Consider the following 24,017-nt stretch of genomic DNA (forward strand, 5'->3'; position numbering starts at 1 on the left):
GGAAGTGAAACAAAATTGTTTTATCTTCCTGTTTTAGTTTAAAAATACACACTATAACTACAATTACAGATTGACTATTTTTAGTAAATACGATATAATAATTACGAGAAATAATTGTATTGTGAGGTGTGTATTTATGATTAATCTTAATTTGTTTGCTAATGATACATATAAATTACTTAAATTTTTATATGATAATCAAATACAGGTAAAAGAAGATTATTATGTAGTTTTATCTCAACAGGAAATAGCAGATATACTGCATTATTCAAAACTAAAAACAAATAATATAATGAAAGATTTAAGGAATAATGATTTTATAACCACTTTTAACAATAAACGTGGCAAATATATGATTACTAATAAAGGTTATAAAGTTATTGAAATTTTAGAAAGGAAATATTAGATGTATGATTTCAAAAAATAGAGAAAAAATGAAAAAGAATATTTTTGAATATGTAGGAGATTTGCTAAAAACAGAGTCTAAATACACTTCAAAAGATGGTAAATTGTTAAAAACGTCTATTTATAATGATATAATGACAATGAATGAACAATTACTTTCGTTATTATTAAGTGATGAACTTGTTAAAGAAAGATTTTTTAAAAACCTTAATGGAATTTTAATTTTTGATAAACAAAAATTTGCATGGTTTATAGAGTCTAAAGAATTTTTATCTGATTCATACACAAGATATATAAATAAAATAGGGCTAACACATAATGGTAATTATATTTCTAAATCAAATGATGTAGTTTTAGACTTCCCTTACAAAGATTGTGTACTTGAAGGTGGGCAAGACAAGGATGACCAAAAACGAAAAGAAATTTTTTATAATGAAATTATTGCGAGTGAAGAAATAAACAGAATGTTAGCACCCAAAGTCTTTACCAAAGCTAAAAGATATTCAAAAAATGGTGTAGAAGAAAACATCACTTTTAATGATGATGACAATTTAATAATAAAAGGGAATAACTTAATTGTATTATCAAGCTTATTAAGAAGATACGAAGGTAAGGTAAAATGTATTTATATAGATCCGCCATATAACACTCGAAATGATAGTTTTAATTATAATGATAGTTTCAATCATTCTACTTGGCTTATATTTATGAAAAATAGGTTGGAATTAGCAAGAAAGCTCTTAAAAAATGATGGAGTTATTTTTGTTAGTTTGGATGACAGAGAAGCACATTATTGTAAAGTATTAATGGATGATATTTTTGGTTCAGACAACTATTTGAATGACATCATTTGGAATTCAACAAAATCAGTTACTAATACCGCTATTATATCTGTATCACATACACATACATTAGTTTATTTTAAAAATAAAGATTATTTTGTTAAAAATAGAACTGAATTTAGAGTTAAAGATAACGGAGAAGGATTTTCAAATCCAGATAATGATTCAAGAGGTCCATGGAAAGCAGACCCTTTTCAAGTAGGAGGTTGGCGTCCTAATCAACAGTATGAAATAGTGAATCCAAAAACTGGCAAAGTATATCTCCCCAACGAAGGTTGTAGTTGGAAAAATGATTACGATAAATTTCAAGAACTTTTAAAGGATAATAGAATTATTTTTGGTGCTACAGGAGAGTCGGGTCCCCAAAGAAAAAGATTTTTATACGAGGCAAAAGAAAGAGGTAAAGTTGTTAAAACTATTTGGGATGATGCAGGAACAACAACTAATGGTACTCAACACTTGAAAAAATTATTTGGTAAAAATGTTTTTAGTAATCCAAAACCAGAACAGTTTATTAAGAAGATTCTAGAACTTTCTACAAAAGAAGGCGATCTAGTTTTAGATTACCATTTGGGGTCAGGTACAACTTGTGCTGTAGCTCATAAGATGAGGAGAAAATATATTGGTGTAGAACAAATGAACTATATTGAATCAATAACTTTGGAACGTATGAAAAAGGTTATTTTAGGTGAAAAAGGAGGAATTTCAGAAGAGACAAAGTGGAATGGAGGGGGTACATTTGTATATTGTGAAATTTTAGAAGATGCTAAAAATCTTATGAAAATGATTGATGACTCAAACGAAAGTAATATTGATGGTTTAAAAAAACTTATATATACAGATGAAAGAATAATACCATATGTAAATAGATATGAGTTAGAGAATTTAGATTTAGAGTTTGAACAGCTTGATTTTGATGAAAAAAAAATAGTATTGAAAAAATTGATTAATAAAAATAAGTTATATGTTAATGATTCGGATATCGACGATTCAAGATATAACGTATCTGAAAATGATAAAAAATTTACCAGCTCATTTTATGGAGGAAAAAGAACATGTTAAGCAATAGTAAAAAAATATCTAAAATTGATGATTCTAGTAAAAAATTTATAATGGATTGTTTGGGTAATAATAATACGTACGGATTTGATATAGATTCAATTTATTTTGTGGATGGTCAATGGTATTTGTTTGAATATTTAAAATGTGAAAATGAATATATGAATCCACACACCAGCAACCCAAAATACTATCCTTGGAATTATAAGAAATTTTTGTCTTTGTATAAAATAAAGAATGAATTGAACGGAAAATTATTTTTAATAAACTATAGTGATCGAGAATCAGACCGTGATTTAGTGAAAGTTATGGAAGTAATTGGTATTAAAGAAGATTTGATAAATAATTATATTAAATCTACAACAAAGCCAAAACAATTAGAATATTTGATTATAAAAGAAAAAAATACTACAAGAAAAGAATTTGGATTATGGTTAAGAAAATTAAATGATAAAGCAGGGGAAACAGGAATTGTTTAGGAGGACTGATGGAATACTTATACGATAAAATAGAACAATATAGAGAGCTTGTTGGGTGTAAAGACGTTCCTAATAGCATTTTAACAAATCTTTCTAATAGAATATTATTACGTGATTATCAAGAATATGCACTAACTAATTTTATATCATATTACGAAGATGAAAAATTATTAAAAAATAAACAAATTCATACACTTTTTCATATGGCTACAGGAAGTGGAAAAACCGTCATAATGGCAGCTCTTATCCTTTATTTGTACACAAAAGGGTACAGAAATTTTTTGTTTTTTGTAAATCAGACAAACGTACTTGAGAAGACGATTGATAACTTTATCAACACACTTTCTAATAAGTATTTGTTTAATGATGTGATTGAACATTTAGGCAATAAAATCAAAATTAAAAAAGTTGATAATTTCAGTGGGAATACATTAGATGATGATATTGAAATACTTTTTACAACTACTCAAAAATTTCATATGGATTTATTTGAAGCAAAAGAAAATTCTATAACTTATGAAGATTTTGAAAACAATAAAGTTGTGTTTATTTCAGATGAAAGTCATCATATTAACTCACTAACTAAGAAGCCAACTAAAGACGAGGAATTAGTAAAAAGTAGTTGGGAATATTCAGTAATGAATGCTTTTCATAGAAACAGAGATAGTATTATGCTCGAATTTACTGCAACTTGTGATTTAAAAGATAACAATGTTCTTGCAAAATATCAAGATAAAATTATATTTAACTATCCTTTAAGTTCTTTTAGAGAAAGTGGATACACTAAAGATTTTCAAAATTTTGCAACAGATACGGATTTATGGACTAGAACTTTAATCGCATTAGTAATGAGTGAATACAGAAAATTTCTGTTCACAGATTTAAAGTTAAATATAAAACCTGTAATAATGTTAAAATCTCAAAAAATATCAGAGTCTGAAAGTTTTTATGTTGAATTTTTTAAAAGCATTAAAAATCTTACAACAGATGAAATTAAGAATTTGGAGTTAATTGGAATCAATATATTGAATAAAGCTATTAAATATTTTGAAAAAAAAGATGCTAGTTTAGAAATTTTAAAATGTTCTATAAAAAATTCATTTACAGAAGACACTTCTATTATTATGAATGGTTCGTCTGATAATAACAAAGAAAATCAGTTATTGGTAAATTCACTGGAAAACACAGACAATCCAATTAGAACAATATTTGCGGTTGATATGTTGAATGAAGGTTGGGATGTATTAAATTTATTTGATATAGTTCGTTTATATGATACTAGACAATCAAGTGGAAAAATTAGCACATATACAATCAAGGAAGCACAATTAATTGGTAGAGGTGCAAGATACTGCCCATTTATTGATGAAGATGAGGAATTGAAGTTTAGACGTAAATATGATGGAGATTTAGAAAATAAAAATAGAATACTAGAAACAATGTACTTTCATAGTAAAAATGATTCTAAATATATTTCAGAGTTAAAACAGGCTTTGATTGCAACTGGTCTTCAGGCACAAGCTCCTGTTACGATCGAGTATAAGATTAAAGATGATTTTAAAGATAGTGATTTTTATAAAAAAAGTTATGTGTTTTCAAATAAAAGAATACCTAAAGGAAGAGATAGTGTTACAACTATTGAACCAAGTATGAGAACAAAAATTTATTATTATACTGCTCTTTCTGGAAAAGGTAATGTAATTAACTTATTTGGAGATGAAACGAACAATCATAATTCAATAAATGCTAAAACAAAAAGAATAAAATTCAAAGATATAGACTTAAACATTTTATTAGGCACTAGCGAATATTTTGAAGAGTTACGATTTGATATTCTAAAGAAAAAATATCCCAACTTAAATTCTAAGACAGAATTTTTTACTTCTGATAACTTTATTGGAAATTCAATTTTAGAAATAACATATACTTCTGATGAACTTTCCGGAAGAGATATATTTTTAGCATTAAAAAAAGCATTTATTTCAGTTTCTTCTTATGTGGGTTCATTAAAACAAGAATTTGTTGGTTCTACAGAGTTTACACCTAGAAAGTTGAGAGATATATTAAAGGATAAAAAGATTTATATGGGACAAATAAATACTGATGTGGGCAAAGGGGCTTCACAAAATCATTGTACAAACGATGAATATAGACTTAATTTAAGTAATGAAAATTGGTATGTGTTTAACGATAATTATGGTACAAGTGAAGAGAAATTGTTTATAAAATATTTCAAAACTTCGATTGAACCTAAATTAAACGAAAAAGAATTAGAATATTATGTTATTAGAAATGAGAGAATACCAGAACTTGCAATTTATTCGTTTGAAGCAGGAGAAAGATTTGAACCGGACTTTTTACTTTTTGTAAGGAAGAAAAATAATGGAGTAAATTTAGCCTATCAAGGATATATTGAACCTAAAGGTACGCATTTATTAGACCATGATATGTGGAAAGAAAAATTTTCTTTAGAAATAGAAAATGTGGCGACAACTGATAAAACAGTTCCTGATAATTATAAAATAATAGGTTTTCCATTTTTTAATAAAGAAAACAGAATGGAAAAATTTGAAGAAGCAATTAACACATGGCTTAAGTTTAACGTACTAAAGTGAATAAAAAAACCGAATTGAAATTCGGCTTTTTTTACAATTTAAAATCAAAAATCAATTTATGAATTTTACTGTTAATATCTTCTTGTTTAAGTAATATAGTAACAATAGACCATTTAGCAAGTTTTTTGTATTTTGGTATTTTATATTCTTTTGCTAATTCATATAAATATTTGGTAGGAATATTTAACAAATATTCTCTTTTATTAAGAGAACTGATGTTTTCTTCATTATATTGAAATGTAGAATTAGTTTCTAATTGCATTTTGTTAGTTTCTTCTATTAATAATTTCATATATTTTCCATTAGTTTTAAATATTTCTAATTCTTTTTTCTGTATATCTTTTATTTTCCAATCAACTTTTTTAGTTAATATTTCAACGAATATACTCTCAATATCTTTAGAGGATGTAGGATAATGAGAGTTTTTTACTTTCCAATTTCTAATATAATTGAAAAATTTAATGTAATCAGTGGAGTGTACCCAAAATCTTGGACAAATAATTTGAAAACTAGTTTCCTATTTGTTAAAATATAGTTAAGGAGAGAAATTTGATTATGAACAAGAGAAGTAAAAGGTACACAGATGAATTTAAAATGTTAATTTTAGAATTGCTGGAAGAAGGAAGAACAAAAAAATCATTAGAAAATGAATATGGGGTAGCAACGACAACAATCAGAAAATGGGAAAAAGAATTTAAAGGAATCATAGATAAAAAATACAATGCTAACGAAGCTTTAAATGAAATTATGGCCTTAAAAAGGAAACTGCAACAAGAAATGGATAAAAATAAAAAATTAGAAAAAGAGCTGGAACCAAAGGAATTAGATATTGACATATTAAAAAAGGCATCAGCCATATTGATGAAAAAATAAGGACCGTTGACAAGTACGCATTAGTAAAGACTTTATTCAATGAGTTTAATGTTTCAAAATCAAGAATAATTAATTTAATAGGCATTAAAAAAAGCAGCTATTACTACTGGGTTAAAGAGGTCAAGACACAAAGGGATATAGAAAATAAAATTTTGTACGATATAATAAAATCAATATGGCAAGACAGCAGAAAAACTTACGGAGCAGTAAGAATTCATAAAAAACTAAGAAAGTTAGGATTAGAAGTAAACATAAAACGAGTCAGAAGATTGATGAAGGAAAATCAGATAAAGTCAATAATTCATAAAAAATTTAGAAATTATAACAAATCAGATGATATAAAAGAAGCAGCAAGAAATATTTTAAAGAGAAATTTTGATACAGAAAAATTAAATGAAAAATGGGTAAGTGATATAACATATATTTGGACAAGAAAGGACGGGTGGTGCTACTTATCAAGTATAATGGATTTGCACAGCAGAAGAATAATATCACATAAGGTTGGAAAATTTATGGATATAAAATTAGTTATCGATACCTTAAAAATGGCGATATATAAAAGAGGGGATATAACTGATCTGATAATACATACAGATAGAGGAAGCCAGTATATGAGTAAAGAATATCGTAAATTTTGTGCAAAAAAAGGCATAAGCATAATCTTACAGCAGAAAAGGAAATCCTTATGATAATGCATGTATAGAATCATTCCATGCAACATTGAAAAAAGAATATGTACATAATGAAAACTATGAAAATCTAGAAAGTTTAAGAAGTGGAATGTACGAGTATATAGAAATATGGTATAATAACAGCAGAATACACAGTAAAATAGGATTTACAAGTCCGAATGAATACGAAGAAAGCATAAAGAAAGGAAACAAAGAAATTGCTTAAAAATAGTCTAAATTTTGGGGGACACTCCAAAAACTTTATCAATATATGAAAAATCCAGAAAATATAGATATATATAGGAAAACAATGGAAAGTGAGTTTTTTGAGGAGTGGTTCAGGGAAATATTTTTAAAGGATATAAAAAAATTAAGGAAGAAAGTTTTAATAGTGATGGATAACATCCGATTTCATAGAAAGAGCATATTAGAAAAGATGGTTAAGGAAACAGCATCGTCTGTTATTTCTTCCGCCATAAGGTTAAAGTGGATGGCAAGATGAATAAAATAAAAGCTGTGCCAAAATTTTTAGACCTGATAGATATAAAAAGGTGACGCTATGGGAACACAGAAGGAAATTGTGAAAAAGATTGTAAGGAAGAATAAGGGGAGCATCATAGATTGTATATATATTTAAAATTTAATAATTATTTCATGCGTTTTTCCTGAATAAAATTAAAATTTCTTGACAAAAATATAAAAAATAAGTATAATTTACAAAAGATATGTTTGGTATTTGTAAAAAAATATGTATGAAAGGAATTAGGATAGATGACAACTAAAAATTTTATTAATCAGACAAATAGAACGATTCTATTTGAAGAAGTTAATCCAGAAAAAATGGATTTAATAACTTTGATTGATGATGCACGAGAGATGGATTCACTTGATGATGAAAGAATACTTGAAATTAATAAGCATTTGTTAGTAAGCAGTTTTGATGAATTTTTAGCAAAGTTTGAGCCAAAAGTTTACAGTTATTATAATGCGGAAACTCAAAGTATAAAGTATATTTTGAAAAAGCCTGAAGGAATACCAGAAGAACTGATAACTGAAATTAAAATTGATAACGGCAATACATTTTTTAAAATGTTAAATACTCTTATTGAAGCTAGAAAATCACAAGGAAATAGAAACGTAGACTTCAAATTTGAAAATATTTTAGAGTTAATATCTCCAAAAAAAGTAATTGAAGATATAAAACAGACAAGAAAAGAAATTGCATATGTATATAATAAATACGAGGAACTTGATGATGAAAATCCTAAAAAATTGGAATTAGGAGATAAACTTAATGAAAAGTTTGAAGAGGCTTCAAAAAATTATAGTAATGTTTTAGGAATGCTTCCGCTAGCTATTGAAGATATAAAAACAAGACTTCTTATTGGACATGATGAAAATAATGCAAAATCTGAAAAGATTAAATTGGGAATGCTTCAAGTTGGAGATAAGGGAGAACTTGAAGTTATAGAATACAAACAGGAAGAATCAAGAGCATTAACTTTAGTAGAGGAAAAACATACGACAGAATTAGTTGAAGCGTTTAGAGATGATTATGAAAGTATTTCAGAAGAACCAAACCAATACATAAGTGATTTAGTTGTAAGAACATTTGTACCTTTAGCAAAAGGAATTGTCGAAATTGATCCAGTGCAGGAAGTTGAAAATTATAATAATTACTTGGTTTTTTATAAATCAGCTCAGGAAGATTTTGTAAAAATTGCAAAACCATTGATAGAAAAATTGTTAGGTATAAAAATGTTCTTTGAACAGTATGATACTAAAGTGTCGTTAATGAAACCAACATTATTAATAACAAATATAAAACCTGAAATGATTGTTAAAGCTGGAAACAAAGAAAGATTGCAGGCATTCTTAAATACAGTCAATGCGAAAAATGATTTTGACAATACAATTTGGTTTGGAATATATCCAAATGTGGATTTAGATGTGGAAAAAGGTAAAAAGAAAGTAAGAGAAAGATTTAAAGGAACTAAGGCTGAAGAGAAAATTGAAAAGAATACAATAGAAACTTTAACAAACCTGATGACAGTTTTAGGTAAATATAAAATACAAGTATTTTTTAATTTTGAAGGAACTTATGAAACATCATTTGATAATTTGGCAACTATGGGTGTTGATAAATACATAGAAAAAACTAAAATTCTTGAGGATCAACCTTATTCAGAATATCTAATACCTTCAATTCCCAATTTTACAATAATACCAAAAGATAAATCTGGTGTAGTGCTAGATTTTAAAATGAAGTATCAAGAAGAAGTTGGTGCTGAATTATCAAAAGACAAGGAAGATTTGTTGAAATTTTGGATAGAGGGAGTATATGTTGATTCTTCTTATGTTGCGGCAGGAATAACAGCAGCCAGTCAATGTCCTAATTTCTTAAAAGATAGATTCAAAAATGTATCACCAGTATATCCAGGAGTGAGATTTGATATAGAAGCTGAAGATAATTCATATAAAGCAAGAACTACTATGTCAAAAGAAATTTCAGGATTTACAAATACAATAAAAGATAGAATCAATCAGTTTAATTACGGATTCATATTTTCATCTGATTCTGCACATATGCAAAAAGAAAAAATAAAAAATATTGTTGTTTATAAGGCAAGAACTTTAGCAAGAAATCCAGAAGGAACTTATGAATCATTGTATAAAACTTTAACAACAACATTTATTGAAAGAACTTTAAGATTTGTTACAACTGACTTTAAGGAAGATAAATTAAATATGTTCTTTAGTACAAATCCAGAAAGTCAAAAATCAATATGGACAAAAGACTTAAAATTTGTAAATGGAATAATGCAAAAAGGTGATGACATTACACATACAATTGATGAAGAAAACGGGATATGTCAGTTAAATATAACATTTGCAGGAAATGTTAAGAATTTGCAAGTTGAAATTAACAAAAACTAATTATGTTTAGTAACAAAAAATTATATATATAAGGAGGAATTTTATGGGATTCAGATTAAACGTAAAAGGACAAGGAGAAGAAATTTTGTTAGAAAAGGAAAGTATCTTGGATGTTAAATTTCTTTCAGAATCACCTGATGATTCAAATGCAAGAGCAACTGATTTAGGAATTATTCTTGAAATCAAAGGAAAAATTTTGGCAGCTGCAAATGGAGATGCCGAAGATGATACAAGAAAGGTTGCTCAATGGTCATTAGTACCTGCTGAATCTAGTGATGCGTACAGAACTGTGGCATTAGAAGTAATATCTGCAGGACAAATGGTAAGAAAAATTGATATGACAAATGCGTTTGTTGTTGATTACGAAGAATCTTATGGAGATCAGGCAGGGACTGGAACATTCTCATTGAAAATCAAACAGAAAAAAGAGAAAGTTAAGGAAGTTGCAATTGAAGGTGGATATGCTGCTCAGGAAGCATAATGTAACACAAGGAGGTAGACAATCCCGTCTATCTCCTTTTATTTTTATAGGAGGGAAATTACAGAAATAATGTTTATAAATAAATATCCAGTTTTTAAAAAAGGGAATGTGCTGGAAAAGGAAGATTTAGATTTATTAAGGGATAATCCGCTCGAAGTGTTGAGCTTGATGTATTCTGATAAAAGTAATGGAATAATAAAAGGATTTGACTTGATACCTAATTATAGTGAAAGAATAGTGATAATTACAAAAGGAATGGCAAAATGTAATGGGGAACTTTTTTGGATGAAGGAAGATTATATATTTGATATGCCAAAACAAGAGGAACGGTATATATTAAAACTTAAATTAGTGTCAGATATAGAAGAAAGAAAATATTATGTAAGGGAAGGACGTTTTGTGCTGGAACTTGGGGAAAATGTTAATGAAGATGAAATTGAGATAACAAGGTTTATCACAAGAGAAGGGGCTGAATTGAGAAATGACTATCAAAATTTCAGGGATTTGAGAAGAGATTTTAATTTGATGGAAATTATAAATACAAAATATTCTTCAGCACATAAATGGGGAACTTTTCATCCACATGTATTGAAACTATGGGGAAAGGAAGTTTCAAAAAAGGAAAATCTTGATATTTTTGATATAAATTTTTATGTAACTTGTCTACAGCAGGATGTTATAGAACGAGATGTCATAACTTCATATATAAATGCAAAACTTAATTTGACAGATGAAAATTATACAAATGAACAAATGTTTAGACATTTATTGACAATATTAGATAATTTAGGAACAGAAAGAAAAAAAGTTGAGAAAAAACGAATAATACCTAGAAAAATAATAGTAGAATAAAAAAATTTAAATAAAAGAAATAAACAGGAGGAAAATTTATGAAATTTAGAGTAAGTATAGCTGGAGGAAATAACAATACATCAAATAATCCGTTCGGAGGTTTAGGCAACGTTTCAGTTCCAAGTGTAGCAATGAACTTTGTATCAAATGGAGAAAATAAAAATCCAATTTCAAATGCAATGGGAGGACTGACACAGCAAGGCGGAGTAATTCTTTCAAGTGATGAAATATTGGAAGTATCTTACAGTACAAACCCAATATATGGTGAAACGATGAGTGCTTCTCAAAGCCAAGTAACATTAAGAATTGTAGGAAGATTACTTCCCACAGCTTCAGAAAATAATAGTCCTGAAGATGAAGGTGAAGGGATAGTTAGCGGAATAATGGGAACACTTGGTATGGGAACATTATTTAACCAGTATAAAAGTGTAAAACACTTATTTGACAAAGATAATGAAGCAGGAGAAGAACTTCCAGAAGCCTCATTAAGCAGCAACCTCTTATCATCAAGCGGAATTACTGAATCAGTCGCAAAAAAAACAAAAGAAAGCAGTAAAAGTAAACTTGTTTCTCAAGTATTAGGAGTAAGTTCAGCACTGCCAATGACAAATTCGTTTACAAATGGAATAGGAAACAGCCTGAAAGGAATGTTCGGAGGACTTGGAAATTTCGGAGAAAGCAATTTATATGATCAAAATAAGCAGAATGTGAAAGAATTATCATTGTGGGCAATGACTTACGGAGATGAAAAATCAACTAGGGATGTAATGGTGCAGACAGATTTAGGGGGAGGAAAGACGTTTGAATTGTATTTTCCTAAAATGTATGTGGATAGTTTTAATCAGGATTTTAGTGTTAGAAGTGGAGAAGGTACTTTTGAATTATTATTAAGTCAAACAGTATTTAATGAAGAAAATATTAACCTAAGATAGAAAGGAAGTTTAGATATGATTCAAACAATTATTATGGGTCAGATAGCAAAAATATCATTTGAAGTATCATACAGTATTAAACTAGCAAGATCAGGAGCTTATGAAAGGGCATTGGATACTTTGAAATCAGCAGATATAATTCATGGAATAATAATTCTTATGGTTAAAGGGAAAAAAATGTTAAAAGGTGATATGGGAGCTTTATTGAGAAAATATTCTGATTCTAAATTTGCTAAATTATATATAATGGCAGAATTATTTAAAGAATTTAGAGGAATTTTTGTAATTGAAAATCCGATTGATAGTGGAAAAAATTATATGAATGAAGCATTATATATAGATAAAAAATTTCCAAAAGAATATAAAAGAATAATGGGATTAACTATAGTAATAGACGGATTTAAAAAATTAGATACACAAGTAAAAAATGTTTTTATTTTAAATTATAAGGATAATAAAAATAGAAATAAAGCCTCAGGATTTTATCCTTTTAATGACAGGCATCAAAAGTTACATATTGATTTAACTCATAATGGCTCATTTGATTTTGGGAATACAAACTTAAGAGCAGATATAAAGAAGCAGAGAATAACAAGAAAAAATGGAAAAACTATCATAGAATATGATTACAATGTATATATGTATGATTATTTTGAAAAACCTCTTGGAGATACAAAACCTGATTTTGGAAGAAGATATATAATGAGAACAACTCCTATTCCTAGAACAGGAAAAGTTATTATATAGAATAATAAAACTATAACGTAGGGAGTAAAAATGGTAAATTTTTTAAAAAAATATAAATTTGATTTAATAATATTATTTTATATTCAATGTGTACAAAGTTTATTGATATTTTATGAAAACAAATATAATAAGATAATAGAAATAATATTAATTCTATTATTGTTTTTCTTTGTAAGGAAAAAAATAACTTATTACTATAAAATATTATTTTATGAAATAATAACAATGTTAATTGAATATTTTTATTTTTATAATTATCCTTTTAAAAAAGAATTTATGGCACTTATTGTAATTATAATACTTGTTGAGATAAAATATAAATATATAAAAAAAGTTTTCAGTCAAGGAAAAGAAATGATAATAAATTGCATAATTTTTTTGTTTATTGCGTATATTATAAAATATGGATTTAAAATACTTGTAATGTTAACGGTAGCTTTAGTCTATTCTATTTATATGTTTTTTAATGGAGGGATAAAATGATAAAAAGATTAAAAAAATTTATACTAGTTTTATTAATTTGTGCGTTAGGTTTAATAATTTTAAATTATATTACAACTAAAATACTCTTAAAAAATGGAAGGGTAGAGCAAAATGAAAATAGATAAGTATGTAGATGTTCTTGAAACTATGATTGTAAGTTTAACAATTGCTTTTTTTAATGATTTTTTTTCTGAAATATTAGAAGTGTTATTCCTAAAAAAAAATATACGAGAAATTACAGTATTAGGAATTTATATTATAATTTATATTTTTACCGAATTTTATAGAAAAAAAAATAAAAATATTGTTGAATATTATTATAAATTATTAATATTTCAAGTTTCAGGTTCAATATTGCTTTATTTTTTTTCTTATTCTGAGTTATTGTTATTTAAAAAAGAATCATTCATAACATTTATAATTTTATTTATAATTTCAGAATTAAGATTTAAAGTAAGTTATAAGTTTTTAAAAAATTTTAATTTAGAAAAAAATGCACTGTATTTATTATATTTTTGTTTAATGATATTTGTAGTAAGAGTTATATTTTTTCTTGTTATTAACACAGAACTTATATTTAATCAAAGATATGATATTATAGAATCTTTTAAATTATTAAAAAGATAAAATTATGAAAGAAAAAAAATATTATACTTAATGTTACAATTTATAATAATAAAATAATGAAAGTTTGTAAAAAAATATAAAAAGTTATTATGACAGGAGAGAGCAAATGACAGATTATTATAAAATACTAGGTGTTTCAGAAGATGCTGATGCAGCAGTAAAAGCAAACTTGTTTCTGAAGTTTTAGGAGTAAGCTCAACACTGCCAATGACAAATTCATTTACAAATGGAACAGGAAACAGCCTGAAAGGAATGTTTGGAGGGCTTGGAAATTTTGGAGAAAGCAATTTATATGATCAAAATAAGCAGAATGTGAAAGAGCTATCATTGTGGGCGATGACTTACGGAGATGAAAAATCAACTAGGGATGTAATGGTTCAGACAGATTTAGGGGGAAGAAAGACGTTTGAATTGTATTTTCCTAAAATGTATGTGGATAGTTTTAATCAAAGTTTTAGTGTTAGAGGTGGAGAAGGATATTTTGTTTTAAATTTAAAACAAACAGGATTTAATGAGGATGGAATAAATTTAAAATAGGGTGAGAATATGAAAAAAAACATATACAATACATTGTATATAATTACGTTAATTAGAAATATACAATTGCTTTTTAATAGTTATTCAAATACTTTAACAGGATTTTGGTTACTAATAAATTTAATTTTATCTTTTATATTTTTTACTAAAATTTTTACTAGAAAAGAAAAATTCAATGAATATTTTGTAGTTTTTATATTTGGATTTACATGTTTGTTAATAAATTATTCAAGTTTTAAGGATTGGAATAAAAAATTTAATACATATATTTTAATTATTTTGATAATATTAACTTTATTCGAATTTATAATTATCGTAAAACCTTTTATAAAAATAAAAGATTTTAGAAAAATATTTTTATTAATATTGAGTTTTTTTTGTGGGAAATTATTTTTATATTTTTTAACAAATTTTTATATGGAACCAAGAAAAATTGTATATAGCACAGATATTATTTATACAAAGAATAATAAGGAGTTAAGAAAAATAATAGAAAAAATGCCAATGGTTAATGAAGTAGAGATAATTGAAAAAGATGCAATAAATCCTTATAGTTCTTATTATGAAAATGAAGGGAGTCTAAAAGATTTAGATGAAATTATTAATGTTCAAATTAAAAATTCTATTGATAATGAAAGTATGGATTTATTAGCAAATAGAATAAAAGAATTTGTAAAATTACAAGATAAAGAAAAAAAATTTATAAAAATATATTTTACAAGTAAAAATGGTTATTACGAAGCATTAAAAATATATGATTTAAAAAATAACGAATTAAAACAAATTTATGTAAGTAAAAATTTACAAGTATCAGAAAGTCTTGGTTTTGTTTTGTTAAACATGTATGTAAAAATGTTAAAAGGTAATGAATTTTAATAAATTAAAAAGAGAGTGGAGTTTTTATTATGACAGATTATTATAAAATACTAGATGTTTTAGAAGATGCTGATGCAAAAGAGATAAAGGTAAAATATAGAAAATTGGCTATGAAGTATCATCCAGACAGGAATCCTGATGATAAGAAAGCTGAAGAAATGTTTAAGGCAATCAGCGAGGCGTATGAAATACTTGGAGATGAGAATAAAAGAAAAGAATACGATGAGAAGAGGAAGAATAAGGGAAATGCTGGAAGTCAAAGATTTGGTGAGAAGAAATCAAGCAGGGCAGAGCAGAACAGTGAATCAGCTAAAAGAGGGGCTGAAGCATTTTTCCGTAATTTTTCAGCAAATCCAAATGATATAAAGAACATGTTTGAAAGTGCTTTTGATGTGAATAATATGAGCAGTTCTGATAAGGATAAAATGAGGGAACATAAAAAAAGCATGGAACAAAGTTTTGAAAACTTTTTTAAGCCTAAAAAGAATAAATAAGATAGTTAATTGTAAATAAAAACTTTAAAATAAAATTAGAATTTAGATTTAATTTTAGAAAGAAAGGAAATAATAAAATGCTTTGGAGAATAAAAAGTTTTTTCAGTAGAATTAGAAGTCGAATTTTTAATGTATTTTCTGGAAGAAGCAGTTTATATCGAGTTGAAAGTTTGAGAAGAGGTGCGACTTCAACTTCAAAAAAGAAAAAGAAAATGCTTCAATGTCGGTTGATAAGGGAATTAGAAAATATGAAAAAAGACAGATGGCTGCCAGAGGGGAAAGACAGTACAACTTTTTTAATTTAAAAAATATAATAATTTTGATTATACTATTTTTTACTTTTGTGTATATTCATATGGCTGGATATTCTGTGAAAAGTCTATATATCGCAATTTTTATATTTATAGCACTAACATTGTATCTTCTTATAGTAGAAAGATTTAAGGAAAGAGTGGAAGTGCATGATGAGATAAAGGAAATAAAGCATGAGCGTGAAAGAGAACATCACGTATTTTTGGATAAAGTAAAAGAAATAGAGGAAGTTGAAAAGAATCAAATTGAAAATATAATTTTAAAAAATTCAGATGACTATGATATCAAAGTATGGAAGATTGGAAGAGCATCTTCATTGCTGATAGGGAAAAGAACGCCTAGAAACAAGGTGGATATAGACGTGAGTGAAGGAGTATATTCAAATTTGGTAAGCAGGGCTCATGGAATGTTGAACAGAGTAAATGGAGTTTGGTACTATGAAGATTTAGGTTCACAAAATGGAAGTGGAATAGAAAAGAAAGATGACAGAAGAAAAATAAAATTAAAAAGAAATGTACCTGTAAAGGTTGAAAGCGGAGATATAATATACTTAGCGACAACAAAAATACTATTGAAATAGTGATTTATAAAGGAAGTAGGTTAAAAAATGGAGAATAATTTAAATAATCAGAAACCAGTGGAATTTTTTTCAGCTGAAAGAATAAAGATAGAAATAGATGGACAGCAGATACTTTGGAGAGATATGAATCTTGAAATAGATTCAAAAATAGGGGAACATACGATTGGAAAAATAAAATACGTGGCATCACCGAACCAGTTAAGTTTATACGATGCCCTGATAGATAAAAAAGGCGACAAGACAATAGTAGTTACCGGAAGAAGCAACATATCGGATGAAGCAGGAAATGCTACAGATAAAATATTCTTAAATGGAGTGATAAGTAAACTTAGGATGAGGGAAACAAAGGCAGGAGCATTGGCAGTTGAGTTAGTGTGCAGTTCAAAGAGCATACTTCTTGACAGAATACCAAGATACCGTTCATTTCAGGATCCGACACTTACGTATAAAGACATAGCGCAGGAAGTGAATAAAAATTATAATGATGGGGAAACATTGGTAAATGTAGGGGAAGATATGAAAGAAGTTCCAAGAATGACAATCCAGTATAACGAAACAGACTGGGAATACTTAAAGAGAATAGCATCGTATACAGGACAGCCACTAATGGCAAATTCAAATAAAGTTCTGGTAGGATTTTTCAAGAATATGCCAGCACAGACACCAAACTTGACATATTCATATTTTGGAAAGGAAACAGAGGAAGAAAGAACATATTACAGGGTAGAAGGGACAGAAGTGTATTCGGTATCAACACCGATAAAGTTAAAAATCAGAAACAAAGTATCAGGAGAAGAAGTAGAAAATGACTACTATGTAATAGAAAGCAGAATATACAATGAAGGAAACACTTTAAAATGCGAATACAAGCTAGGAAAACAGACAGACTACTTTGTAGATCCAATACCGCACGAAAAGATAAGAGGAGCAGTGATAGAAGCTAGAACAGTACATATTGCAAGAACAGATGAAAGCAAGAGTGAGCATGGAAGGACTGATGGAAGTTCGGATAATCTTGAAGGTAGAACTATGGGAATAAAGCCTGTAAATATCTATGTTGCTGAAGAACAGGAAAAAAATAATAACAGAAGTCAGGAAGTGAAGGCAAGCGATATTGCAGTTATGACAGTTGACTTGACAGAAGGGCTGAGAAAACTTGGAGGAGCAGTGCAAAGTGAAGCAGATAAATATGCTGGAAAAAGTTATTTCCCATATGTAACTCCATACAGTCAGACAAATACAGGATTTACGCCTGCACCAGAGCCAAATGACAGAGTAGCGCTTTATTTTCCAAGTGAAAACGAAACGCATGCTTTGGTAATGGGAGCGGTAAATAATAATGGTAATGGGAGATTTACTAATCCAGATAAAAGGAACTTTACATTAGGACCAAGTCAGGCGGCTAGAGGAGGAACACCTGCGAACGAAGGGAAACCGATGTATAATTTTACTTTGGATAGTGAGAAGTTTATTGTCAGTGTTGGTAGTATAATCAGTTTAAGTTCAAGTGGCACAGTTAGCATAACAGGGACTTCAAATGTGGATATTGCTTCAACAGGAGCGAATGCGACGTTAAGCGCAGGGCAGAATATAGATATTACTGCAAATCAGGATGCAACGGTAACGGCTTCATCTGGAATTGCAACATTGAGTGGAAATACATATGCTAATGTAAAAGGAAATCAAAATGCAGAAATTGTTGGTGGGCATAATACAAATGTGGGATTAGGTGGTGGAAAATCTTCAAATAAAACGATTGTTGTTGGAAGTTCAAAAGTGGAAGTAAAAAGTGGAGAGGTAGAAATAAATTAGAGAAAGGAAGTATAGTGCAATGTTTAAAAATAATTATACATTGAAATATAATTTAAGAGAGAAGGATAAAATAAACTATAAGATAAACTCCAAAATAGAGTATGAAAATTTAATTGTAAAATCGGAAAAAGAATATGAATACAAAATAGAATTTCAACCTCTCTCAAAGGGAATTCAGAATGATTTTATAATTAGAAATACGAGGTATGACCTTAAAAATTTTAATGATAAAGAAAGTGATTTGGAAAAGATTTCTTTTGAAATAGATAAAACTTTTTTAGAAACAGATTATAGAATTGATAAAAAAGGAAAAATTATAAAAATAGAAAATCTATCAAAATTAAAAACAGATTGGTATAATAAAAAAAATGAAATTTTGAGAAAGTATGAGGAGCAGTATGAAGAAATACAAGATTTAGTAGATGGAATAACTAAAATTTTAAATAATTCAGATACAGTAGTTCAATATTTTCAAAATTATGGAGTTAATGGTATATTTTTTAGTGAGTTGTACGGAGAATTATATATTGAAGATAATGAGAAAAAGAAAAAAATATCAATACCTAATTTTATAACATTTTTTCCTTTACCATTAACGTTAAATATTATAACAAAAAAAATAAATAAAATGGAAGACGAGATGTCTTTAATAATACATGGTAAATTAGATGAAATGCGGTTAGATAAACTGAATATAGAAGAGATGGTAAAGGCTAATTTACCAGAAGAAGACATAAGAGGGTTAAAATATGAAGTTGAATATGAGCAAGATGTTTCTTTTTATTTGATAACTGGATTAGTAAAAAATTGTAATCAAATAATAGAAGTAAAGATTTACAACAAACTGGACAATAAGGAATTATTTAAAAATCGAATAGAGGTTAAACTAGAAGAAATTAAGGAGGAATAATGGGAAGCAAGAGATATATTCCTCAAGGTGCAATACTGATATGTGACAAGGGAAGAGACATGACACATTTGAGAGTAACGCATAATAATAATGTTAACTTGTATAAAGTTCCTTATGCAAATGAATTTGATAGAGTACCTGAAGAGAATATACCAAATTTTAAGAAATGTGAAGTTTGTGGAAATTGTCAAATGGATTTATTAGAATGGTCTCCAGTCCATGAAAGTGTAAAAATAGGTGGAGGAAAACTGATACATGAGGACTCAAGACTGAAATGTAAAAAGGGCGGAGAGATAAAAATATACCTGAATGAGAATGAGGCGAAAGAAGCTTTAAAACAAACAGCCTATAATAAATTGAGCTGGCAAGAAAAAGCCAAAAGAGTGGACTGGGGAACAGTAGGAAAAACATTAGCTACAGGATTGGTAGTGGCAGCAGTAGGTGCGGTATTATTTGCGACAGGAGGAGCTATAGTAGCGGCAGGAGTAGGAATATTAACAGCAAAGTGTGCGGCAGTAGGTGTGGTAGTAGAACTAGCAGGGCTTGCAATAAAAGGCTATGCGATGTACCAGACAGTTAAGGGGGTATATGAGACCTACAAAAGAATGGAGGCTGCAAACTGGGACATAGAGGAGGGGCTAGTAGTTCTGGCAGAACATATAGGCTCAGCGGCAGGAGCATTAGTAGGCGGAGCAATAGGAAATAAAATAGGAGGTATGCTATCCGATAAAATATATGCCAAAAGTTCAACATATCAAAAGATGAAAAATGGAACATTATGTTTTATAGCAGGAACGCTTGTATCAACAAGACTAGGAAGAAAACGAATAGAGAAAATAGAGAAAGGAGATGAGGTATATAGCTATGATGAACTGACAGGTCAGAAAGTACTGAGAAAAGTAAGAGATGTACATGAGCATATAACAGACACCTTCGTAAGAATAAAAACGAAGACAGAAGAAATACTGACAACTCCAGAACACCCATTCTACGTGAAGGGAAGGTATATATTAGCAGGTTTCTTGAGTGTAGGAATGAGCCTGACAAGTTTTGCAGGAGAACAGATAGAAATACAGGAAACAGAAATAATAAGGTACGAGAAACCCCAAAAAGTATATAATTTCAGCATAGAGGGTACAGAAAATTACTATGTTGGAGAGCAAGGAGTGCTGGTACATAATGCAGGAGGTTGTCCTTCAGGGAATGAGGTTAAGAAGAAGAATACAGAGACAGATGATCATATAGTGAAAGAAAATGGAAAAAAAGCATTAGCCAAAAATGCGGAATATACCAAAAATGGATATGATTATAAAACAGACAAATTAGGAAGAATAAAAGAAGCAAAAGCTTCGGAATTAAGATTGGAGAAAGGAGAAAGAAATTTATACAGTCAAAGAACAGTTGGTGGAACAGATAGATTAAAAGATATTGATGATGGAGGACATTTATTCGGGACACAATTTGGTGGTTCAGGAGATATAGATAACATGTTACCGCAAAATAGTAAAATAAATAGAGCAGGTGGAGAATGGTATAAAATGGAGCAAGAATGGGCTAATGCATTAAAAGAAACACCACCTAAAAAAGTTTCAGTGAAAATAAATCCTATTTATGAAGGAAAAAGTATGAGACCAACTAAAATAAAAGTTAAGTATAAAATTGGTAATGAAATAAAATTTAGAACAATACCAAATCCTGAAACGATATAAAATAAAAAATAAATAACAGAGGGAGATAAATTATGAAAAAAGAATGGCAAGAAGAATTTTTAGAAAAACAAAATGAGTTAATAAGAGCGATAGCACAACAGGTAAGCAATACAATACCAGATACTTGGGAGAAATTTTATTTTCATGCAGATATAAATGATGATTTTAGTGGGGGAGTATATTTTTTCTTTAATACAGAAAAAGATAAAAAATTAAATTATTCGCATGATATACCTGAAATATATAACATAAATGAAGATGAATACGATGAAAAATACGATAAATTATATGATTTGTCTGTGGATTTAAAACAATTATTTATAGATTGCGAACAAGAACCTTGGCAGGCGATAACAATAATAGTTGATGAAAAAGGATCATTGAAAATGGATTATGATTATGCAGACTGGTTAAGTAGTCCATATACTCCGACACCATTGATGAACTATTTTAAGTACAAGTATTTGGGGAAAATACCTAAAGATAAGGAAGAAGAAAAATTATTTAAGGAAATGGAGGAATATCAGAGTAAATTTAATAAGTAGTGAGGAAATAAAATGTTAAGAGATTTTAAAAAAGAAAAAGAAATGCCAACAGAAATTATTGAAAAATATAAAGGGCAAGTGCCAGATGAAATTATAGAAATTTGGAAAAATTATGGATTGGGAAGTTTTTTGAATGGGTATTTAAGAGTGATAAATCCAGATGATTATAAAGAATTAGTAGAAGAGACTTACTTTAGAGGAAAAGAGTCGATACCTTTATTTGTAACGGCTTTTGCAGATGTAATAACATGGCAAGAAAATAGATATATTGGAATAATTTTTTATAAGGAGGAGGACTTTGATATAATGGCTTCTGGAATGGACTTCTTTTTTTCAGATATATATACTGAAGAGAGCTTTAGAAAAGAGTTTTTTGATTTAAAACTATATGAAAAAGCTGTAAAAAAATATGGAGAATTAGAATATAATCAAAGTTTTTGTTTTGTTCCATTGTTAGGATTAGGCGGGAAGAAAAGCATTGATAATTTAGATAAAGGGGATACTTTGACACATATTTACTTGATTACGGAACTTGTGGGAAAAGTGGGAATAGATGATTAGAATTATTAAGATTGTAAAGGAAATTAATTTTTATGGAAACAATAAAAATATATGAAAAAGATGATATACGAGATATATTTTTAATAGAAAGAAAGGGAGAAGTTGAAATTTTTTATAAAGATGATAAGCCTTTTAATGGAAAATTAGAAATTTATGGATATGAAGAAAAACTGGAATTAAGAGGAGAATTAAGAGGGGGATTGCGCTCTATGACTTGGACTCATTACTATGCCAATGGACAGGAAGAAATAATTGAACATTATCTTTCAGGAAAAAGGAATGGAAAGTATGAAATGTTTTATGAAAATGGAACATTAAAATTAACGGGGTATAATAGAGAGGGAAAGGAGGAAGGAAATTGGAAATGGTATAGAAAAGACGGAACAATTGAAGGTGAAGCTGACTATGTGGAAGGAGAAATAAAAGGTATATGGAAACTTTATTATCCAAATGGAAATATTGAAAGGCAAACTGAAACTTTTTCAGATGGATATACAGAAATTTTAAAAAGTTATGATGAAAATAAAAACTTAATTTTTGAAGGATATATGTATAATGGAAGAAAACATGGAAAATATAAAAGGTATTATGATACTGGTGAATTAAAGGAAGAAGGAGAGTACAGGTATGGATTATTAGAAAATGAGGTAAAAACATATGATAAGAATAGAAATTTAAAATATATAACAACATATTCTAAAGATAAAGTTGTTAAAATAGAAGATTTATCTAAAAACATAACTGAAAATAAAGAAAAATTGGCTTATGAAGATAATAATATTTCAAAAGAGAAAAAGATAGACACCAATATATTTTCAAAAATAGAATCTATGTATCTTAAAAAGCTAGAGTTAAAGGAAATTATTAATAAAAAAGAAGTGGAAGAATTTTTAAGAAAAATTCCAGAGAGTGAGAAAATTGATATTTTAAATAAAATAGAGCAATATTTGGATGTAAATGAAATAGGACAAATAGAATTTGATACAGGTTCAGTATGGACAGGAAAAGATGTATTTTTGTTTTTTAAAGAAGGAATGGAATTATAATAAAATAAATAAAAAATGGAGGAAAAAAGATGAGATTAGACAGATGTAAAAATGGACATATGTATGATGTATCAAGATATGGAGAGAATTGTCCGTATTGTAAATCGGAAGGATTGAAACCTGAAATTAAGGAAAAGAAAGTTAATTTGGTAGAGGAATTGGATGATGATGACAGAACAACAGCGTACTGGGCAAAAGATAGCAGGGTAGATCCTGTGGTAGGTTGGCTGGTTTGCATAGCAGGAGCAGAAAAAGGAAAAGATTTCAAGATAGTATCAGAAAGAAATTTCTTAGGACGTGGGGAAGGTATGGATATTAGGATTGAAGGAGATATGAATATATCAAGAAAAAATCATTGTTCAATTAGTTATAATCCCAAAAATAGGGAATTCTATATTACTCCTGGAGATGCGAATGGATTAATATATCTTAGTGATGAGGCAGTATACAATACAAGACAGCTTCAAAGTTTTGATACATTGGAGATAGGAGAAAGTAAATTTGTATTTGTTGAGTTTTGTGGGCAAAATTTTGATTGGAGCAAGGATAAAACAAAAGAAAGTTAATAAATAAATGAGGAAAACAATATTAGAATTTAAAAATGTAAAATTTAGTTTTAATATTGTTTTTTT

Annotated in this window: 27 protein-coding genes; 26 read left to right on the forward strand and 1 reads right to left on the reverse strand. The window is 28.1% G+C overall.

Annotation, left to right across the window (positions count from 1 at the left end; all coding sequences use genetic code 11):
* Positions 1 to 136 precede the first annotated feature (136 nt).
* The 4 genes from FVE77_RS03580 to FVE77_RS03595 are packed head-to-tail and all read left to right on the forward strand — an operon-like array spanning position 137 to position 5,400.
* The gene (locus FVE77_RS03580) at positions 137 to 406 is read left to right on the forward strand and encodes a hypothetical protein (RefSeq protein ID WP_021769904.1); all 270 of its coding nucleotides are present in this window, start codon (positions 137 to 139) and stop codon (positions 404 to 406) included.
* Between the two features lie 28 nt (positions 407 to 434).
* Positions 435 to 2,309 (forward strand): DNA methyltransferase, encoded by a 1,875-nt coding sequence (locus FVE77_RS03585; RefSeq protein WP_026745685.1) that lies wholly within the window; start codon positions 435 to 437, stop codon positions 2,307 to 2,309.
* Positions 2,303 to 2,785 carry a hypothetical protein gene (locus FVE77_RS03590; protein ID WP_026745686.1) on the forward strand — a complete coding sequence of 161 codons (483 nt, stop codon included), beginning with the start codon at positions 2,303 to 2,305 and terminating at the stop codon, positions 2,783 to 2,785. Before FVE77_RS03585 ends, FVE77_RS03590 begins: the two co-directional genes overlap by 7 nt.
* 8 nt (positions 2,786 to 2,793) lie before the next feature.
* Positions 2,794 to 5,400, forward strand: coding sequence for a DEAD/DEAH box helicase family protein (locus FVE77_RS03595; RefSeq protein ID WP_026745687.1), 2,607 nt, complete (start codon positions 2,794 to 2,796; stop codon positions 5,398 to 5,400).
* Between the two features lie 31 nt (positions 5,401 to 5,431).
* Here the strand turns inward: FVE77_RS03595 and FVE77_RS03600 are convergent, their stop codons facing one another.
* Positions 5,432 to 5,692 (reverse strand): hypothetical protein, encoded by a 261-nt coding sequence (locus FVE77_RS03600; protein ID WP_026745688.1) that lies wholly within the window; start codon positions 5,690 to 5,692, stop codon positions 5,432 to 5,434.
* A gap of 263 nt (positions 5,693 to 5,955) precedes the next feature.
* Here FVE77_RS03600 and FVE77_RS03605 point away from each other — a divergent pair, with 263 nt between their 5' ends.
* The 22 genes from FVE77_RS03605 (at position 5,956) to FVE77_RS03705 (ending at position 23,951) form a co-directional block, all read left to right on the forward strand.
* Entirely contained in the window at positions 5,956 to 6,273 is a 318-nt protein-coding gene (locus tag FVE77_RS03605) for a transposase (protein ID WP_051254468.1), read from the forward strand.
* Positions 6,270 to 6,962 (forward strand): IS3 family transposase, encoded by a 693-nt coding sequence (locus FVE77_RS03610; RefSeq protein ID WP_232052974.1) that lies wholly within the window; start codon positions 6,270 to 6,272, stop codon positions 6,960 to 6,962. The genes FVE77_RS03605 and FVE77_RS03610 overlap by 4 nt, the downstream gene beginning before the upstream one ends.
* A gap of 10 nt (positions 6,963 to 6,972) precedes the next feature.
* Positions 6,973 to 7,170, forward strand: coding sequence for an IS3 family transposase (locus FVE77_RS03615; protein WP_081690290.1), 198 nt, complete (start codon positions 6,973 to 6,975; stop codon positions 7,168 to 7,170).
* 84 nt (positions 7,171 to 7,254) lie between these two features.
* Positions 7,255 to 7,446 (forward strand): hypothetical protein, encoded by a 192-nt coding sequence (locus FVE77_RS03620; protein ID WP_162141761.1) that lies wholly within the window; start codon positions 7,255 to 7,257, stop codon positions 7,444 to 7,446.
* Positions 7,447 to 7,715: 269 nt separating this feature from the next.
* Positions 7,716 to 9,881: a hypothetical protein gene (locus FVE77_RS03625; RefSeq protein ID WP_026745689.1), complete on the forward strand. Its 2,166-nt coding sequence runs from the start codon at positions 7,716 to 7,718 to the stop codon at positions 9,879 to 9,881.
* Between the two features lie 43 nt (positions 9,882 to 9,924).
* Entirely contained in the window at positions 9,925 to 10,362 is a 438-nt protein-coding gene (locus FVE77_RS03630; protein WP_026745690.1) for a hypothetical protein, read from the forward strand.
* A 69-nt stretch (positions 10,363 to 10,431) separates the two neighbouring features.
* The gene (locus FVE77_RS03635) at positions 10,432 to 11,214 is read left to right on the forward strand and encodes a hypothetical protein (protein WP_060918419.1); all 783 of its coding nucleotides are present in this window, start codon (positions 10,432 to 10,434) and stop codon (positions 11,212 to 11,214) included.
* Between the two features lie 38 nt (positions 11,215 to 11,252).
* Positions 11,253 to 12,146, forward strand: coding sequence for a hypothetical protein (locus FVE77_RS03640; RefSeq protein WP_146967818.1), 894 nt, complete (start codon positions 11,253 to 11,255; stop codon positions 12,144 to 12,146).
* 15 nt (positions 12,147 to 12,161) lie between these two features.
* Positions 12,162 to 12,893 carry a hypothetical protein gene (locus tag FVE77_RS03645; protein ID WP_026747089.1) on the forward strand — a complete coding sequence of 244 codons (732 nt, stop codon included), beginning with the start codon at positions 12,162 to 12,164 and terminating at the stop codon, positions 12,891 to 12,893.
* A gap of 594 nt (positions 12,894 to 13,487) precedes the next feature.
* Entirely contained in the window at positions 13,488 to 14,003 is a 516-nt protein-coding gene (locus tag FVE77_RS03650) for a hypothetical protein (RefSeq protein WP_026747087.1), read from the forward strand.
* Between the two features lie 207 nt (positions 14,004 to 14,210).
* Complete coding sequence (locus FVE77_RS03655; RefSeq protein ID WP_232052952.1) at positions 14,211 to 14,540, forward strand: hypothetical protein; 330 nt, start codon at positions 14,211 to 14,213, stop codon at positions 14,538 to 14,540.
* A 417-nt stretch (positions 14,541 to 14,957) separates the two neighbouring features.
* On the forward strand, positions 14,958 to 15,416 hold the full coding sequence (locus tag FVE77_RS03660; RefSeq protein WP_146967820.1) for a hypothetical protein: 459 nt from the start codon (positions 14,958 to 14,960) through the stop codon (positions 15,414 to 15,416).
* 29 nt (positions 15,417 to 15,445) lie between these two features.
* Positions 15,446 to 15,910 (forward strand): DnaJ domain-containing protein, encoded by a 465-nt coding sequence (locus tag FVE77_RS03665; RefSeq protein WP_146967822.1) that lies wholly within the window; start codon positions 15,446 to 15,448, stop codon positions 15,908 to 15,910.
* Between the two features lie 77 nt (positions 15,911 to 15,987).
* On the forward strand, positions 15,988 to 16,215 hold the full coding sequence (locus FVE77_RS12810; protein ID WP_232052953.1) for a hypothetical protein: 228 nt from the start codon (positions 15,988 to 15,990) through the stop codon (positions 16,213 to 16,215).
* On the forward strand, positions 16,131 to 16,802 hold the full coding sequence (locus tag FVE77_RS03670; protein WP_146967825.1) for an FHA domain-containing protein: 672 nt from the start codon (positions 16,131 to 16,133) through the stop codon (positions 16,800 to 16,802). Before FVE77_RS12810 ends, FVE77_RS03670 begins: the two co-directional genes overlap by 85 nt.
* 27 nt (positions 16,803 to 16,829) lie before the next feature.
* Complete coding sequence (locus tag FVE77_RS03675) at positions 16,830 to 18,614, forward strand: hypothetical protein (RefSeq protein WP_146967827.1); 1,785 nt, start codon at positions 16,830 to 16,832, stop codon at positions 18,612 to 18,614.
* 19 nt (positions 18,615 to 18,633) lie between these two features.
* Positions 18,634 to 19,524 carry a hypothetical protein gene (locus FVE77_RS03680; RefSeq protein WP_026747082.1) on the forward strand — a complete coding sequence of 297 codons (891 nt, stop codon included), beginning with the start codon at positions 18,634 to 18,636 and terminating at the stop codon, positions 19,522 to 19,524.
* The gene (locus FVE77_RS03685; RefSeq protein ID WP_081690353.1) at positions 19,524 to 21,233 is read left to right on the forward strand and encodes a DNA/RNA non-specific endonuclease; all 1,710 of its coding nucleotides are present in this window, start codon (positions 19,524 to 19,526) and stop codon (positions 21,231 to 21,233) included. The genes FVE77_RS03680 and FVE77_RS03685 overlap by 1 nt, the downstream gene beginning before the upstream one ends.
* Before the next feature lie 32 nt (positions 21,234 to 21,265).
* A complete protein-coding gene (locus FVE77_RS03690) occupies positions 21,266 to 21,778 on the forward strand; it encodes an immunity protein YezG family protein (RefSeq protein WP_026747080.1) in 513 nt (170 codons plus the stop codon).
* A 12-nt stretch (positions 21,779 to 21,790) separates the two neighbouring features.
* A complete protein-coding gene (locus tag FVE77_RS03695; protein ID WP_026747079.1) occupies positions 21,791 to 22,339 on the forward strand; it encodes a T6SS immunity protein Tdi1 domain-containing protein in 549 nt (182 codons plus the stop codon).
* Positions 22,340 to 22,371: 32 nt separating this feature from the next.
* Complete coding sequence (locus tag FVE77_RS03700; protein ID WP_026747078.1) at positions 22,372 to 23,385, forward strand: toxin-antitoxin system YwqK family antitoxin; 1,014 nt, start codon at positions 22,372 to 22,374, stop codon at positions 23,383 to 23,385.
* Between the two features lie 29 nt (positions 23,386 to 23,414).
* Positions 23,415 to 23,951 carry an FHA domain-containing protein gene (locus FVE77_RS03705; protein WP_015769169.1) on the forward strand — a complete coding sequence of 179 codons (537 nt, stop codon included), beginning with the start codon at positions 23,415 to 23,417 and terminating at the stop codon, positions 23,949 to 23,951.
* Positions 23,952 to 24,017: the final 66 nt, after the last annotated feature.

This window comes from Leptotrichia hofstadii, assembly GCF_007990525.1.
GTDB classification, from domain to species: domain Bacteria; phylum Fusobacteriota; class Fusobacteriia; order Fusobacteriales; family Leptotrichiaceae; genus Leptotrichia; species Leptotrichia hofstadii.